This window comes from Bacteroides sp., from assembly GCF_028690125.1.
Lineage (GTDB): Bacteria > Bacteroidota > Bacteroidia > Bacteroidales > Bacteroidaceae > Bacteroides.
The window spans coordinates 1-15,482 of the sequence record NZ_JAQVBV010000067.1; the positions used below are offsets into that span (position 1 = coordinate 1).

Below are 15,482 nucleotides of genomic sequence, written 5' to 3' on the forward strand. Positions count from 1 at the left end.
ACGCAAGCGCCTCGGTTATCGAACTCCAGACGACCTTTTCGAAGACTTTCTTGACTCTATTTATGCTGCTTAATTTAAACTACTGTTCTACTTTACCAAAGTGTTCAACTTGCACTTGCAATTTGCGCTCAAAATCGAATTTTCTAAAAGCCAGTTATTACATGCTAGTAGTAACTGGCTTTCGTGAATTTATGCCTTATTAACTCTGTATTGTATGGGATCAGCTTTTAGTCGACTTTACTTGCGCTAACACATTGTTGGCATTATTTGCAACGCTTGAATCTACTCGCTTATTCAACACGGTTATTAAACTTTTCAACTGTTCTTCGGTTAACCCCGTATTGGAGCCGATTCTAAAATGAGCTTGTAGTTGCGGGTTTACACCTTCCATACTGGCTAAGGCGGCAATAGTTGCGACCTCTCTAGTTTGAAAATCCAACACATCACGTCCGAATATATCCCCAAACAAATGTCCTTTTAAAAACTGATCAATAGCCGGAGCAAAGGTAAACAGCGGGCCACGTACTGGGCCTTTGGATATTTGCGTTTGAATGTTTGTGCCAAGTTCAATACTGCTTTTATCAGTCGGCAATGCACTGGCTTCCCTGCCTTCCTCATCCTGAATCCCTTTTGCTTTTCGTTCATCCATAACTGTCATGAATGTGCTGATACCGTTTAAACTGCGAGGAAACCCAGTATAAGCATACATTTGCACCAGTACTTCTTTGATTTCATTCACGGTTAATCCCGCATCTAGTCCTTCATTTAGTGCAACTTTTAACTCCGCTAAATCGCCTTTAGCAGTAAATGCCGCAATCGTCACAATTGCAGCTTGCTTTTCATTTAGTCCCTGCTTTTCAGCTTCCACACTCTTCGCCTCCGAAATAGTAGTAAAATGAACCATTGAGAAAACAAGTCCCACCAAGAGTAGCATAATTGTTTTTTTCAAAAGCCTTCCTCTCCCTACATAATAAATATTACTTTTTATCGATAATCTTAATAGAGGCAAACCAGCTGCTTAACTCGTTTTTTGAGGTTCCTTCACTAAAGCGCTTTCCTGCTACCCATTTTGCTGAGCTAGAACACAAAGGACGAAGTGCATCAGCACTAGAGCCAATCTCACTACTTGCAGAAGTGCAAATTGGCACAATGGTCTTGTTTGAAAAATCATAGCTTTCCACAAACGTATCTATAATTCTTGGAGCTTGCCCCCACCAGATCGGATATGCGAGTACAATCGTATCGTATTTTTCAAAATTGGCTGCTTTTCCTGAAATGGCTGGACGAGCATTGGCGTTTTTCTGTTCTACTGTTGCTCGTGTAGATTCATCATTATAATTTAGATCGTTTTTGGTATAAGGAACTTGCGGTACAATTTCATACAGATCTGCCTGAAGCACCTCTGCTGTATTTTTGGCGAGGGATTGTGTATGTCCAGTACTTGAAAAATACGCCACTAAAATTTTCCGCTGTTCTCCTTGTGGCTGCGTTTGATTTTTCCCGCTCGCCTCCGATTGCGCTCCTTCAGAGGGTTGAGCTTTCTCCGTTGCAGTGGTACTCCCACAGCCCGTAAGAGCAACAAGTAATAAACAGGTTAGAACAACCAATGCGGATATTCGTTTCTTAATCACCATTAACCGTTTCCTCTCCTTTCAATCTTTCGCTTTTCGCTGCAGCGTATAGGCTACAACTGCATACAGGCCCATGATACTGATTAGTAGTAAAATAAATATTCCCCAAGAAGTTTGTGTCGCGGCAGTAGCAAAAATATGTTTCAATTGCAAGCGATCACCGATACGATTCATTATGGAACCATAAATGCCGCCAATGCATAGGAGCAACATAAAGCAAGAACAACCGATGTGATACGTCATCGAATGGCTATTCCACTGAAGCGCCTTAATAAATCGTTGCCATAGTCCTTGCCAGTGAAGACCGATATGAAACCCCAAAAGAAGTATCATCCAGTAGGGGAATGATACATGCAACTGATGGATGATTATATTACGTTGCATTGAGAGCGGAATCATGTCTTTAAAGACATGATTGGAAATACAGATCCCTGACAATAATACCGTTAGGCTGCTGATGACGAGCAGTATGTTGACGAGCATAGTCAGGCTACGCAGGACAGTCCATTTTCCCTGTAACAATGCTTTAAACCATTTCCGATTCCAGAAAAGGTGCAAAAGTATCGCCAAAATCCAGATAATGCCGCCTATTTCGTGGAGGATCTTCGGCAAATACTGAAAGCTCATGAGCAGCAAAAAGGCCATCCATATTGCCACGTTCAAACTAAGCCTTTTCATGGACGTTCTCCTTAAAGGCTTGCTCCAATTTTATACGCTTGGTTGCCAAAGTCCGATTTTTCTACTAGAGAACGAGAACCACAGCCTATCGCTAAAACGGTACCGATATTATCCCAGTTCATATAGCGCACCAACGTACCGTAATGGTCTGCTAGTGCGCTCATGGTCCAATCTGCACTGTTATACGCCGTTGCCATGAGAACCGATTTTTTGCCATGGAGTTTTCCGGTACGCGAATAGAAGCGATCCACAACAATCTTCAACTGGGCGGACATGCCGTAATAGTAGAGCGGGGTAACCAGAACCAACATATCCGCTTCCAACATTTTCGGCATAAGTTTTTGTTCGATCGCGTCCTGGAAAATGCAAGGACCATCCATCTGACATTTGTCACAGCCGCGACAAGGATGCGTATCCTCGTTGGCTGCATCAAAGGTAAATACCTCATGTCCGGCGCTTTTAGCCCCTTCTATGAATTTGTCCGCTAAATAAATGGACGTCGATTCATTTTTCGGATGCGGACTGCTACTGATAACTACAATCTTCATGCTCTTACCTCCTGATACACTTCCTTTAACCGGAATGTCACCCTCTGATTTTTTTGTAGAGTCGGATAAAGCGGCCAAGCCACAGCCGCTTAAAAGGAGTGTCATGGCCCCCACTCCGCCAATTTTCAGAAACTCTCGCCTAACCATACTCTCTTCCTCCTCATTCTGGTTTTATAGTTCCCTCACGCATGACGTGCCGCAAATAATCCAACCGTTCCAATTGACGTTCTTTTAAGTGAATTTCTTCTAAGGTTTTACCGCGCTGCTTGTTTAACATTGATAATCTAGCACCTTGGGTCTTTTCCCCTTCGAGGAGTAGTTTCATGTATTCTTCAACTGCTATCGTGTCAAAGCCAATATCATGAAGCGCCATAATCATGCTCAGACGTTCTAAATCTTGCTCATCATACTGCCAATCCGCCATGGCAACCTTTACTGCACCACACAGTCCCCAGGACTGATATTCGTCTAAAATAGTGATTGGAATTTGATATCTTCTACTTACTTCATCCTTGGTCAAATGCATCCCCTCTTCACAAAACTATCCGTTTCCTACTTTACAAAATTGCTTCAAAAATAGCTAATGCTTATAGTAAATGGTTGTCCATTCATTTTTTGCATATCTATTGCAGGCTGAACGGCAAATAGATTTCTAGTGTTGACTGACGCTTCCAGAAAATAAAAAACAGGTGCCCATTGCTGAGCACCCACAATCTATATAGTCTATGAATTTCTTCTAAGTCGGTGACGTTGTCAGTAGCAATTCCTTTTTACATGTCTTCACAAATTGAATAAACGCCTGCACAGCTTTCGAGTATACTTGATGTTCTTGCCAGACCAGAACGGAGCTTAACTCTAGCTTAGGAACCATAGGAATAAATTTCAATCCGGGGTAGTGGCAATGCAGGTTCAAGCCCAGTGCCACTCCCATTCCTTGGCGTACCATCATAGCCCCGTTATATAGCAAATTATAGGTAAGAACGACATGCATTTGCTTGGCGTAATCCCCAAACCAACTGACAATTTCACTGTCTACTTTCATATTTCTGGTGGTAATGATGGGCACTTTGGCTAAATCTTGCGGCAGCAAAACCTTCGCTTGCGCCAAAGGGGAATCGTCCCTTACCAAGACACCCCACTCTTCTTTTTGCTGCATACGTACAAAATTATATTTACTAACATCAACCGGTTCCAACATCAATCCTAAATCTAAAACACCTTGTTCCAGCCAGTCTTTAATATCTTGAGTATAACTGCTGTGCAAGTGAAACTTAACCAACGGATGTTTTTGTTGAAAAGAAGATACCAAGGATCCTAATTCTTGAATACTCAATAACTCTCCACAACCGATGGATATTTCTCCGCTGACCGTTTCTTCTTGTTGTGACAATTCCAATTTCATTTTTTCCGCTAACTGTACGAGCTCGCTAGCTCTGCGACGAAAAAGCATGCCTTCCGTCGTAAGATAAATAGTATGGTTGCTTCGACGAAATAATTTTACGCCTAATTCTTGTTCTAGCTGAATAAGCTGCCTAGACAGCGTCGGTTGGGAAACATGAAGAATTTGTGCTGCCTTCGTGATATTCTCTTCTCTTGCAACCATCAAAAAGTAGTTCAATATTCGAAAATCCACAGAAAGCCTCCTTGTCTATTAATTCTTCACAATTCAATTTACCTTTTTCTTCTTCTACTCTACTCCATTGCTCAAATATCCTTGTCTACAAAGAACTCCACTATCTCCTTTATCCATGCTTTATAAAATCAGCCCTCATATTAAGCATTTTCTTTGACAGTTATTTGGCTCTTGAACAGAATTTTATTGCTTGCATGTTATTGAACACCTCAATAAGAACGGGAGTGGATGACGGATAAATTAGGAACTTTATAAGCATATCAGTACATATGCACACTACTTTAAATTCAAAACCACCGTTTCGATAATCATAAACACATTTTCAAGATAGCAACGATGTCTTTCTCATTTAACAATACATAGGAATATTTGTTCAATCCCGTATGCTTAACTGCATGCTTTGCCATCGCTTCAAAATGTGTTTCACCAATGTTTACTTCAGAAAGAGTCATTGGAATAGCTAATTTTTTGAAGAAACTTTCTAAGCATTTAATACCTTCGTTTGCTTGTTCAAACTTATCAAGTTTTTCATCTACATTCCAAACGTTAACCGCAAAAGTTGCAAATTTATCCACTGTATTTTCATTTAATACATACCGCATCCATTGTGGTGTAACAATGGCTAACCCAACACCGTGGGTAATATCATAATAAGCCGAAAGCTCATGTTCAATATAATGACAAGACCAGTCATGTGCTTTTCCAGCATTACAAAGTCCATTTATTGCCAAAGAACTTGCCCACATTAAATTTGCACGGGCTTCAAAATCCCTTGGCTCTTCTAATGCTATTGGCGCAAATTGAATAACGGTTTTTAACAGCGCTTCACAGATACGATCTGTTAGAAATGTTTTTTCCGAACCAAAGTACACCTCCATAACATGTGACATAATATCTACGCTTCCTGCTGCAGTTTGAGCTTCCGGAACGCTAAACGTATTTTCCGGATCCAGGACCGAGCACTTAGGGAGAAGGCCAGAGTTAATTATTGTCAGCTTTTCGCGAGTTTCTAGATTAGAAACAACGGCTGCAGAATCCATTTCACTTCCCGTTGCAGCAAGTGTGAGCACAGTACATACGGGTAACGTTTTCCCAATTGAACCATCTGCTGCATTCAATACCATATCCCATGCATCGCCTTCATAAAAGGTTGCTGCAGCAATCGCTTTAGCACAATCAATTGTACTGCCACCGCCAACAGCCAGCAATACCTCAATGCCTTTTTCGCGACAAACTTCAACCCCTTTACGCACCGTTTCAACACGTGGATTTGGCTCTACTCCACTCAATTCATGAATTTCAAAATCCTTTAATTCAAACAATAACTTATCATATAAACCGCTTTGCTTAATACTCCCTCCACCAAATACAAGCAGTACTTTTTTCCCGTACACTTGCATTGCTTTAGGTAGATTTTTCAATTGATTTTTCCCGAATAATATATCCGTTCCCACACAAAATCTAAAATTATTCATGATTTTTCTCCTTATCAAGTTTCAAGCATTTCCCTGCAAAATCACCTGTTTTATAGTATGAATATGTTGGAAACTCAAACAATATCGGTTTCAATATATTATAGTCAATTTTGCCCTCAGCATTCAAAATACTTTCTTCTGCCAACGTAGCACTAATTTCTAGAACGAAATTATCAAAAGCTATTGTTTCATATATATCCTCTACGTGACATTCCATTACAAGCAGCGATTCCTCAAGAATGGGAGCTCCAAATTCTCCAATATGCCAAGAAAACACTTCCGATTTATCAATCTTAAAACCACTAACACTTCCAACATAATCCGCCTTAGGCAGTAGTTTTTCATCTACAATGTTTACTGAAAGCACTTTATTTTCGCGCACGCCTATATTGGTATAATGGTTTTTCATAGAGCTTAACATCAATCTATCATGACCAATAATTCCTACGTGTCCTGCAATTAACCAGTTTGGTTTCCCTTCTATCATGGTTCCAACAACCACTAATGGCATTGGGTATAGTGCCATAACCTTTCCTAAGTTCTTTTTCACAAGTAAGTCCTCCTATCCTTTGTTCATATTTCTTGATTTAGTTGAAAGTTATTCTTATACTTAAACACCATATAATCAACTAATTATTTAGCTTGTTCTCAGAAAGCAATTGACCACCAAATCCAATATTGTTTTGCTCGTTTTCTTTTAGCACTACAATGAAAGCTTGTTTTGGTATATCCATTACTGTTGCTGCTATATTGGTGAGCTCACTAACCAGTTTACTTTTTTGTTCTTTATTTAAAGTTCCAGCTTCTACTGTTATTACCGGCATCACTCTCACTCCCTCTCTTTAGACTTGCCTACCTAACAAACTTTGTTTCAACTATCTATTGATCTTCCTCAATTATTGTGCTGCCAAGTGCGACTAACATCAGAACCACTCCAACAACACATACTCCCTGCCACTTAAACCAATTCCAGGCTAATGCACCTAGCAAAGACCCCACAGCCGCACCAATAAAATTACTTACAACAAATACGGTGTTAATTCTACTTCTTTCATTGGTGCTTAAAGCGTAAATTCTAGTTTGATTAGAAACTTGTGCTCCTTGAATACCAAAATCTAATAAAACTACTCCTACAATAATCCCAAAAAGCTCACCCTCGAAAAAAGAAAGAATAATAAAAGATAAGATCCCAATTGAAACACACTTAACCGCAATAATTCGAGGCTCTCTGCTATCATTTAAACGACCAATAAGCGATACGCCTAAAGCCCCGGCCGCCCCCAACAGTCCAAATAACCCGATTTGATCACTATGCATATAATAAGGTGGATCTTCTAATAAAAAAGTGAGGGTCGTCCAAAATGCACTAAATGCACCAAACAACATAGCTCCTGAAATTGATACTCGCCTCAACATACTATATTTAGAAATTATGCTAAATACAGACCTCAAAAGCGCTCTATATGTTAGTTTTTCACTTACTCCCGTAGCAGGCAAAGAAAAATACAAAACTAAGGCTAATGAACACATCAGAATAGACGCAAATACGAACATATACCGCCAGCCGATAATATACCCAACATAGCCAGCTACAGTTCTTGCTACCAAAATTCCAATTAACAATCCACTTACAACTAAGCCAACTGCCCTCCCTTTTTCTTCAGGTTTCGACAGCTGTGCAACAAGTGGTGTTATTATTTGTGGAACAACCGTGGTTAAGCCGACTGCAAAGCTTGCAACATACATCCAAGTCAAATTAGTAGCTGTAGCAACACCTAAAAGAGATAACGCTACAGCTACTAGCAACATTAAAATTAACTGTTTCTTTTCTCTTATATCACCGATAGGTACAAATAAGAATATTCCGCAGGCATATCCTAATTGCGTCAATGTCGATATTATACTAACCGCTTGCGAATCTGTATTAAAACTTCTAGCAATCTCAGCTAACAACGGCTGGTTGTAATAAAGGTTTGCTACCGCAAGCCCTCCTGCAACGGTGAGCAAAAAGATTATTTTTTTTGACAAATAGACACTACTATTTAACATTTCATTCTTTACACCAATCACGTAGGTTCCAGCTTTCTTTAATATATAGTCTATACACTAGCCCCAAGTGTGTTTGCCAGCTCGGGAAAAGAAGTATTTAGTAAGTGCTCTCGTGTGGGACAACCCGCAGCTAAAATACTTCCTTGATCTTCCCACTTCATATAGCGACAAAGACATTTGTAATGCCCTAACAACCCATCCATCACCCAATCAACCTTACTTCCGCTTGCCGCAAGAAGCATCGTACTTTTCTTTCCTTGCAATGCTACATTTTGAGAATAAAAGCGTTCAATAACACATTTCAATTGTCTAGTCATTCCAAAGTAATATATTGGCGTAACTAAGACCAGTACATCAGCAGCTACCAATTCCGGACTAAGACGTTCCATTGCGTCTTCAAATATGCATTTTCCACTATTCTCTTTGCAGTATTCACACCTATTGCATGGCTTTACATTTTCAAATGCGCTGTCGAAGCGATTCACTAAATGCCCCTTACTTTTAGCCCCTTGAATAAACTGTTCGGCCAAAAGTGCTGTTGTTCCGTTTCTATGAGGGCTACCAGTCAAAACTAGAATTTTTTTTGCATGCTCATTTTTCACTATATTCTCAGCTGTACTGTTGTTAATTCTATCCAGTGAACATCCCAAAGTAGCTCCACTCGCTATCGCAAGCATGCTTCCTCCTGTTACCTTTAAAAAGTTCCGCCGCGATAATACCCGACTTTCATTATTCATCTTCAAACACCTCTTGTTCTTTAGCGCAATATCACTTACAAAAGTTCTGCAAAGCACTTTTCAGCCAAGTAATATGAAATGCCAAATGGGCCAACCCGCTGACTAATAGAACATACGAACACCACACATGGAAATCAACAAGCGTTTTAGCATCAAACATACCAAAGAAACGAAAATGAAACATAAATCCACTTGCAATACAACCTAAAGAAGATACTAGTAAAACAAGATCAATAATAAGATTTTTATGCAGTTTAGACATAATACCCTTCTTTCTAGTTGGAACTAGTCAATGCTTAATACTCAAATACTTGCCGCTAAAACATATACCTGTTGGAGATAACTAGTCTTCTCAATATCAGCTGGTGTCGTACATCCCTTAGCCAAAATCATTCCTCTATTTGACCAATTCATATAACGACAAATAGATTGATAGTGATTTACTATGCCGTCCGTAGCCCAATCTTCATGCTCAGCAACTGCTGTCAGCAACACCACCTCTTTATCTAGCAACAGTTTGTTAAATGCATGAAATCTATCAATTACTCCCTTGAGGTAAGAACTCATATCGAAATAATATAATGGCGTGACAAAAACAACTAGATTTGCTTGAATTAGTTTTGGCTTCAAATACTCCATTGAATCTGCAAATAAACACTGCCCTTCATGGCTTCGGCAATATTCACAACCAGTACAGGCAGTTACATTTTCAAACGCTGCATCAAATCTATACACTTCATTTCCTCTACTGCGCGAACTATTGACAAATTCTTCTGCCATGCGCGACGTAGTTCCACTTTTATGCGGGCTTCCTGTAATTACAACAATTTGCTTCAATGCTCTTTCCTCCATTTTGATTATCAATCCCAATAGAAAAATACTATTTTTTCACCACTCTACTCTCTTTCGTGGAGTGAACGTTCATTCTATATGTGGCAAAAAATCTTAATTACTAATACCAAAGTGAAGCTATTCCACCCTTCTGGTTGCACTGCTACACTCTTATTTTGATATGCCACTCGACCTAATGCTCTTGACTATATAATTCAAAATTACTTTCTTATCCCGTCCCAGATGGCCACGATTCCTTCATTAAGAATTTCATCCGATGGTTTATCATCACTAAATAGATACATACTCACTAATGACCGTGTTGCACCATACGTAAATGTATTGATCAAATCTAGAGGGAGGTCTTTAATTAACTCCTCTTCTTTGGCGCGAATAAACAATTTAGTCGCCGCCTCAAACATGCGCAATCCTTCTTGACGAGTAGCTACAGTAATTAGAGGAGAAGTTGCATATTGCTCCATAAACAAAAAATCAATAGGATTCTTTAAGAAATAATCAACGATGGTCCTCAATAAATGCAAAAAGCTTTTTCGAACCGGCATATTTTCAATATAATTTTTAAAGACATAGGAGGCCAAACGAGCCTTCACGTGAATATAAAGTTCGTTAATCAAATTTTCTTTGCTTGGAAAATAACGATAAATAGTACCAACACCTATATTGGCCTTTTGAGCAATTTGAGACATGGGAGTTCCATGAAAGCCTTGTTCAGATATTAGCTCTAAGGTAGCTGCTAAAACAGCTGCTTTCTTATCTTTCATTTATATCGACTCCTTAACATTCTATCGGAATGAGGATTCATTATTAATGAGCAATTTAGCTTATCTATCGATTTTTGTCAAGCAACTTTCCTCCTATATTCTTTCTCATGTGAAAAACTTCAAGAAAAACAGACAACATCCTAGTGCATATAAAAGCGTTCAATTTAGGCCTTTACTACTTAACACTATAGCGGTTGGCTGATTTTCTATCGAATGTTGTTTCATAATCATAGCTTCCACACTCTCGCAGAAGTTTTTATAATTTGAAGAGTGAATGTATCGCTCATACGCTGTTTGATTTTCATAAATTCCCATTGTATGAATTCTCCCTGGATTATCTTTTTCAGCAGTTGCAAATAGACCCAAAACTCCTTCGTCATCGTTCACGGCTCGTTGCATCTCTTTTCTTATTAAGTTTTCATATTCATCGATTTTATCACTTTTTACTACAATTAAGTCCATATATACAGAGCTTCCTGTCCCAGTGCTTTTCTGCTCAAGTACAATGGGCTTTGCTTCTAAAATTATGAGCTTAGAAAGAAAATTGGCCCGTTCCAGCTGATACAGCTTAAATCCATTGCTAGACCGATGTATTTGATAAGCATTTTCATCTTCATAGATTTCTAATATACGCAGCAGATTCGAGTTATGCTTATCAACTCCACCATATAAAGCATATGTGCCAAGTTCTTTGGCCGCAGTAGGAGCTACATTTTTAACTCCCAAAGACAATATTTGAGGCATGTGCCCTTCGGTTGCCTCTACGACGGCCCAATGGACAAATGGCATTTTCCCTTCTGGTGTTTGTATTGGATTCGCATAAATAGATGAGCTAACTGTTAAAAGTCCTCCTAAAAGGATCATTGCATATTTTTTAAATTTTATCTTTTTCATTTGCGCTCTCCCTTCCATATTTCAGCTCTTAACTATTTCTAAAAATTGTACATATATCTTACTGTTTTTCTCTTTTGCATTTGAATTCAATATCTTTTCAATAACCATAGCGAGAAATTTTCCCATCCAACCGTTCTACTGTCTTTTTCATTTCTTCTATTTTTTCCATAATATTTTTGCGGTGTTCTATCAGAAGATTTCTACGACGCTCAATCGTTCTATCCCCTTGCTGAAACAAATAAAAGTATTCCATTAGTCTTTTTATGGATAGTCCTGAGTCACGCATACATTTAATAAATTCAACACGACTGCAGTCTTCCTCCGTATACTCACGATTCCCACTTTTATTTCTTCTCACTGTTGGAATTAATCCAATGCGCTCGTAATAACGTAGTGTGTCTGCTGAAATTCCAACTTTTTCACTTACAGTCGCAATTGTCATCTCCGTATCCTTTCTTTCATGTATTTCAATTTCAAAACTAAAACCTACTCTCCAATTTGAATTTTGCTCAGCCAATTTATAATATTCTGCTTCTCATTTTCCACATTACTTCCATTTGCAGCAAAGCCGTTAAGAACCAGTGCCCTGGGGAGCAGTTTTTGAATGTCGCTAACACTGTTAACTTCCCCGTTCCCACCATGTGTACAAAATGGTATGAGAGTTTTATTCGTAAAGTCATTTTGTATTAAAAACGATGTCACTGGCGGTGCAATGGTTCCGCGCCAAATGGGATAGCCCACAAAAATTAAATCATAATCTTTGACGTCATAAATAATTGGTTTTAATATTGCCTTAATTCCTTGTGTAATTTCTGGTTTAGCTTGTTCTGCAATTTTTTCATCTTCTTTAGGGTAAGGCTCCACTGTTTGCAATTCTAGTAAATCACCTCCAACATTTTCTTGTATTACTTGAGCCAGTTCACGAGTATCACCAGAGCGCGAATAGTAAACAATCAATATTTTTCTTGCTGTATCTGCACTTGGCCTTTGCTCATCCTGCTTCGAAGCACAGAAGCTAGTGCCCATTCCACAGCCGCTGAGCAAACAAAGAAGTAGTGCCACCATTACTACAGCCACGCATCGCTTCATTAACCCCACCACATTTTCATAAATTTTTACACATAATACGCTGCTTCACAACTTGAATCTCTTTAAACTCACGGTTCTGAAATAAAAATGCCCTTCAAATAACCTGCTAATACTCCTCTAAGAACCACCTTACTTACAGTGTATTTGTATTAAACAACCAGCGGAATGAACGTTCATTTTATTGTTCTTAAAATACCTAAAATTTTTTTCTTTGTCAAGTTTCTAAATCGATTTTATCAAATAACATATTTTCCTCTTGACTTCGAGCAAACTTAAAGTTGTATCATTAATTCCGAGTAAACCTATTCCTTTTTTCAAGGAGGCTACCGCCAATGAACTTTTCTCGTTTAGCACTATTTACTTTTCTTTCTTTATCGGTTGTTGTTTTCGCCTGGCTAGGAGAAACTTTTATTATTAAGACGACCAGTATAGTATCCGCTTGGAGCGCCTGCAAAACAACGGCTCAATCGAATCAACCACAAGCAACCATACATTATACCAAAGATAGTCCTGCTTCTTTGAAGCCAACTCTCACTTGGACTAAAGTAGAAGGTGCCGTTGCTTACGAATTAGAGCTACTAACTCAAATTCCAGAAAACGCTAATCGCCCTGCTCCAACACCATATTGTCTTTTCTCGACAACTAAAATTTATGTCAATGGATACAATGCTGACTTATCACCTTATGATACATCAGCTCTATATTGGCGTGTGCGGGCTTTAGATTCCAAAGGAAAACCACTAAGTCAGTTCTCTAGTGCCGAACCACTCTCAGTCGATTTTTATCATAATTCTCTGCAAAAACCTCTTATCACATCTATCTTTAATCAAAGTCCTGGAGGAATACTGCTCTATCCTGTTTATTCTTGGATTCCCATCGCAGGGGCTGAAAAATATGAAGTGGAAATTTTGGACGCTCCTCCGGAAAATCCCAATAGCACGTCACCTTCTTCGCATCGCATTTCTGCCGCAATCGCTAGGGGATTTGATTATTATGACACAACAGCTAGAACAGCAGAACAACCATTTTATTGGCGTGTCCGAGGACTAACTGCTGAAGGGGATCCTGTAGGTGTTTTTTCTGATACCGGAACGTTTACCGTCTCTCCGCACTCGTCCATTGAAGTTGCAACTTATGGGGATAGTATTACCCATGGCGGTGGAAGCATTTCCTATTCACCAGCTGATTGGGAGTACAGTTACCAACATTACCTGACCTTTCCTACTATGAATCTTGGGAAAAGCGGTGACACTAGCGAAGCGCTTGTAGAACGTTTTGACGAAGATGTATTGCCATTCCAACCGCAATATCTGCTTATTATGGGCGGAACTAATAGCCTTCGCGGCGGTACATCAGCTTCTGAAGTTATAGCCGACCTTAGCGAATTGAAAGAAAAATGTCTTGTTCATGGTATAAAGCCTATTTTTTTAACCCTTCCGCCGGTCAATCCTGCTCACATAAAAGAAGTCTTTGATGAACCCACAGTATCCAACTGGCAAGAGCAATTTCGCTTGGTTAACCAATTTATTCGCACCCAAACACATATTGATGTAGCACGCGACATAGGTTCTTCTCAAGGTGTGCTTTTACCTAACTTAGCCGTTGATGGCTTACATTTGGATATTCAAGGAAAAAAACAAATAGCGAAAGTTATAAATTCGTATTGGTTATGTACAAACGGCTTTCATTCTTTATAATTACGACTAAACTGTTGATCCGAAATAAGTATACGTAAACAGACTACACTGCACTCTGAAAAAATTCCAAAACATATTGTGTTTAATAGTTTGTAGTTGGCGAAACCCCAATACTAATAAAAAAACATATAGCCTGGATCCCATACTTCAAAATTAGGATGGTGATTGATTTTATGTATTTCAAGATAACCCCACTGCGCTTTATTCCTTGTTTTATCAGCACACTAGTCCTAATAGTTTTCATTAATTTATCTGCAATTATGATCAGTTACGATATTTATAAACAAACTAATAAACAATTTTCTGATATAGAGTCGCAAAACAAAGATATCAAATATCCTCAAGAGTTTAAACACGCTGAAACTTTCCATCAGAAAGAAGCTATTTCTATCTCTTCCCCTTTTGGTTACAAATTGAATGGGATCTTTATGCCCAATACTATAACCACAAATAAAACTATACTATTTATAAGCGGCCTTCCAAACGCTCGTGATATAGATCTTGATTATCTAGAAATTTATTTTCGCTCCGGATTCAATGTGCTTTTAATAGAATCACAATCTCACGAAGATAGTGGTGGTAATTCCATCTCTTGGGGACGTTTAGAAAAATATGATATATCACAATGGGTTAATTGGATTAAGCATCGTATTCCAGATGGTCCCATCGGTATTCATGGAGTCGCATTAGGTGCCGCAACTGCATTGTTACATGCAGAACTCAACGAAAACGAAAAGAACGTATCTTTTTATATTGCCGACAGTGCTTACTCCGATGCTGAGTCTCTATTTTCTTTCCATATTAAACAATGGCTCTATTCCTATATAGCCGAGTATAAATTACCTTTATTGAATAATGAATTTTTTTCCAGCATCATTTTACACTATGTGAGTTATATTTCTTATTTTTATTCCCATTCAACGCTTCAAGATACTTCTCCACTTCATTCTGTTCAACATGTTACAACACCAATATTGTATCTCCATAACGAAAATGACAAAATAGTTCCTTCATCAATGTCTTTTGAATTACAGCACGCAACGAAAGGTCCAAGCCAACTATATCTTTTTCCAAATTCAGAACATGCATCCGCATTAGCTGATAATCAGCAACTATATAACACCGCTATCTATCATTTTTTACAGTCTTTGAAGGAACTTAATTAATACATTTCCATTATTCTAATATTTTTTTCAAGTCATCATTACACAATACGATATCATCTATTCTTAACTTTCATCTCAAAACAAGCAACATTCCCAGCAATACAGGCGTTACAATTACGAAACAGCCAATTAAGCAGTTAAATTAGGTTCTATAATAAATGTTGGGGTAAGCACGCAAGAGCATGTTTACTCCAACATTTTTTTGCACAAAAAATGAGCATAAAGTAAATAACTCACATACAATTAAAGTTGCTAGACACTAATCGAAAGGA

At 38.6% G+C, this 15,482-nt stretch carries 19 protein-coding genes; 2 read left to right on the forward strand and 17 right to left on the reverse strand.

Annotation, left to right across the window (positions count from 1 at the left end; translation table 11 throughout):
• Positions 1 to 220 precede the first annotated feature (220 nt).
• From PHO71_RS23625 to PHO71_RS23705, 17 genes are all read right to left on the reverse strand, one after another.
• Complete coding sequence (locus tag PHO71_RS23625; protein ID WP_300208348.1) at positions 221 to 949, reverse strand: carboxymuconolactone decarboxylase family protein; 729 nt, start codon at positions 947 to 949, stop codon at positions 221 to 223.
• A 28-nt stretch (positions 950 to 977) separates the two neighbouring features.
• A complete protein-coding gene (locus tag PHO71_RS23630; protein WP_300208350.1) occupies positions 978 to 1,634 on the reverse strand; it encodes a flavodoxin in 657 nt (218 codons plus the stop codon).
• Between the two features lie 18 nt (positions 1,635 to 1,652).
• Positions 1,653 to 2,309, reverse strand: coding sequence for a DUF4405 domain-containing protein (locus PHO71_RS23635; protein ID WP_300208352.1), 657 nt, complete (start codon positions 2,307 to 2,309; stop codon positions 1,653 to 1,655).
• An 11-nt stretch (positions 2,310 to 2,320) separates the two neighbouring features.
• Positions 2,321 to 3,004: a flavodoxin family protein gene (locus PHO71_RS23640; protein ID WP_300208353.1), complete on the reverse strand. Its 684-nt coding sequence runs from the start codon at positions 3,002 to 3,004 to the stop codon at positions 2,321 to 2,323.
• A gap of 13 nt (positions 3,005 to 3,017) precedes the next feature.
• Positions 3,018 to 3,377 carry a MerR family transcriptional regulator gene (locus PHO71_RS23645; protein ID WP_300208356.1) on the reverse strand — a complete coding sequence of 120 codons (360 nt, stop codon included), beginning with the start codon at positions 3,375 to 3,377 and terminating at the stop codon, positions 3,018 to 3,020.
• A gap of 216 nt (positions 3,378 to 3,593) precedes the next feature.
• The gene (locus tag PHO71_RS23650; RefSeq protein ID WP_300208359.1) at positions 3,594 to 4,490 is read right to left on the reverse strand and encodes a LysR family transcriptional regulator; all 897 of its coding nucleotides are present in this window, start codon (positions 4,488 to 4,490) and stop codon (positions 3,594 to 3,596) included.
• Between the two features lie 308 nt (positions 4,491 to 4,798).
• A complete protein-coding gene (locus tag PHO71_RS23655) occupies positions 4,799 to 5,965 on the reverse strand; it encodes an iron-containing alcohol dehydrogenase (RefSeq protein WP_300208362.1) in 1,167 nt (388 codons plus the stop codon).
• Positions 5,958 to 6,515: a flavin reductase family protein gene (locus tag PHO71_RS23660; RefSeq protein WP_300208365.1), complete on the reverse strand. Its 558-nt coding sequence runs from the start codon at positions 6,513 to 6,515 to the stop codon at positions 5,958 to 5,960. Before PHO71_RS23660 ends, PHO71_RS23655 begins: the two co-directional genes overlap by 8 nt.
• Before the next feature lie 79 nt (positions 6,516 to 6,594).
• The gene (gene dmpI, locus PHO71_RS23665; protein WP_300208367.1) at positions 6,595 to 6,789 is read right to left on the reverse strand and encodes a 4-oxalocrotonate tautomerase DmpI; all 195 of its coding nucleotides are present in this window, start codon (positions 6,787 to 6,789) and stop codon (positions 6,595 to 6,597) included.
• A gap of 55 nt (positions 6,790 to 6,844) precedes the next feature.
• Entirely contained in the window at positions 6,845 to 8,035 is a 1,191-nt protein-coding gene (locus PHO71_RS23670) for an MFS transporter (protein ID WP_300208370.1), read from the reverse strand.
• Positions 8,036 to 8,064: 29 nt separating this feature from the next.
• A complete protein-coding gene (locus tag PHO71_RS23675) occupies positions 8,065 to 8,751 on the reverse strand; it encodes a flavodoxin family protein (protein ID WP_300208373.1) in 687 nt (228 codons plus the stop codon).
• A gap of 31 nt (positions 8,752 to 8,782) precedes the next feature.
• Positions 8,783 to 9,013, reverse strand: coding sequence for a DUF4405 domain-containing protein (locus tag PHO71_RS23680; RefSeq protein ID WP_300208376.1), 231 nt, complete (start codon positions 9,011 to 9,013; stop codon positions 8,783 to 8,785).
• Between the two features lie 41 nt (positions 9,014 to 9,054).
• Positions 9,055 to 9,603: a flavodoxin family protein gene (locus PHO71_RS23685; protein ID WP_300208378.1), complete on the reverse strand. Its 549-nt coding sequence runs from the start codon at positions 9,601 to 9,603 to the stop codon at positions 9,055 to 9,057.
• Between the two features lie 200 nt (positions 9,604 to 9,803).
• Positions 9,804 to 10,364 carry a TetR/AcrR family transcriptional regulator gene (locus PHO71_RS23690; protein WP_300208381.1) on the reverse strand — a complete coding sequence of 187 codons (561 nt, stop codon included), beginning with the start codon at positions 10,362 to 10,364 and terminating at the stop codon, positions 9,804 to 9,806.
• Positions 10,365 to 10,523: 159 nt separating this feature from the next.
• Complete coding sequence (locus PHO71_RS23695) at positions 10,524 to 11,258, reverse strand: antibiotic biosynthesis monooxygenase (protein WP_300208383.1); 735 nt, start codon at positions 11,256 to 11,258, stop codon at positions 10,524 to 10,526.
• 97 nt (positions 11,259 to 11,355) lie between these two features.
• Positions 11,356 to 11,775 (reverse strand): MerR family transcriptional regulator, encoded by a 420-nt coding sequence (locus PHO71_RS23700; RefSeq protein WP_300208386.1) that lies wholly within the window; start codon positions 11,773 to 11,775, stop codon positions 11,356 to 11,358.
• Positions 11,745 to 12,335 carry a flavodoxin gene (locus PHO71_RS23705; protein WP_300208389.1) on the reverse strand — a complete coding sequence of 197 codons (591 nt, stop codon included), beginning with the start codon at positions 12,333 to 12,335 and terminating at the stop codon, positions 11,745 to 11,747. The genes PHO71_RS23700 and PHO71_RS23705 overlap by 31 nt, the downstream gene beginning before the upstream one ends.
• 344 nt (positions 12,336 to 12,679) lie before the next feature.
• Between PHO71_RS23705 and PHO71_RS23710 the strand changes: the two genes are divergently transcribed.
• Positions 12,680 to 14,044, forward strand: coding sequence for a GDSL-type esterase/lipase family protein (locus tag PHO71_RS23710; RefSeq protein WP_300208392.1), 1,365 nt, complete (start codon positions 12,680 to 12,682; stop codon positions 14,042 to 14,044).
• 158 nt (positions 14,045 to 14,202) lie between these two features.
• Complete coding sequence (locus tag PHO71_RS23715) at positions 14,203 to 15,210, forward strand: hypothetical protein (RefSeq protein ID WP_300208395.1); 1,008 nt, start codon at positions 14,203 to 14,205, stop codon at positions 15,208 to 15,210.
• The last annotated feature ends 272 nt before the right edge of the window (positions 15,211 to 15,482 follow it).

What these genes read in the sequence shown, in the direction of transcription:
- PHO71_RS23630 (WP_300208350.1), bottom strand. Translation starts at nt 1,634, where the DNA reads ATGGTGATTAAGAAACGAATATCCGCATTGGTTGTTCTAACCTGTTTA.
- PHO71_RS23635 (WP_300208352.1), bottom strand. Translation starts at nt 2,309, where the DNA reads ATGAAAAGGCTTAGTTTGAACGTGGCAATATGGATGGCCTTTTTGCTG.
- PHO71_RS23640 (WP_300208353.1), bottom strand. Translation starts at nt 3,004, where the DNA reads ATGGTTAGGCGAGAGTTTCTGAAAATTGGCGGAGTGGGGGCCATGACA.
- PHO71_RS23655 (WP_300208362.1), bottom strand. Translation starts at nt 5,965, where the DNA reads ATGAATAATTTTAGATTTTGTGTGGGAACGGATATATTATTCGGGAAA.
- dmpI (WP_300208367.1), bottom strand. Translation starts at nt 6,789, where the DNA reads ATGCCGGTAATAACAGTAGAAGCTGGAACTTTAAATAAAGAACAAAAA.
- PHO71_RS23675 (WP_300208373.1), bottom strand. Translation starts at nt 8,751, where the DNA reads ATGAATAATGAAAGTCGGGTATTATCGCGGCGGAACTTTTTAAAGGTA.
- PHO71_RS23680 (WP_300208376.1), bottom strand. Translation starts at nt 9,013, where the DNA reads ATGTCTAAACTGCATAAAAATCTTATTATTGATCTTGTTTTACTAGTA.
- PHO71_RS23685 (WP_300208378.1), bottom strand. Translation starts at nt 9,603, where the DNA reads ATGGAGGAAAGAGCATTGAAGCAAATTGTTGTAATTACAGGAAGCCCG.
- PHO71_RS23690 (WP_300208381.1), bottom strand. Translation starts at nt 10,364, where the DNA reads ATGAAAGATAAGAAAGCAGCTGTTTTAGCAGCTACCTTAGAGCTAATA.
- PHO71_RS23695 (WP_300208383.1), bottom strand. Translation starts at nt 11,258, where the DNA reads ATGAAAAAGATAAAATTTAAAAAATATGCAATGATCCTTTTAGGAGGA.
- PHO71_RS23710 (WP_300208392.1), top strand. Translation starts at nt 12,680, where the DNA reads ATGAACTTTTCTCGTTTAGCACTATTTACTTTTCTTTCTTTATCGGTT.
- PHO71_RS23715 (WP_300208395.1), top strand. Translation starts at nt 14,203, where the DNA reads ATGGTGATTGATTTTATGTATTTCAAGATAACCCCACTGCGCTTTATT.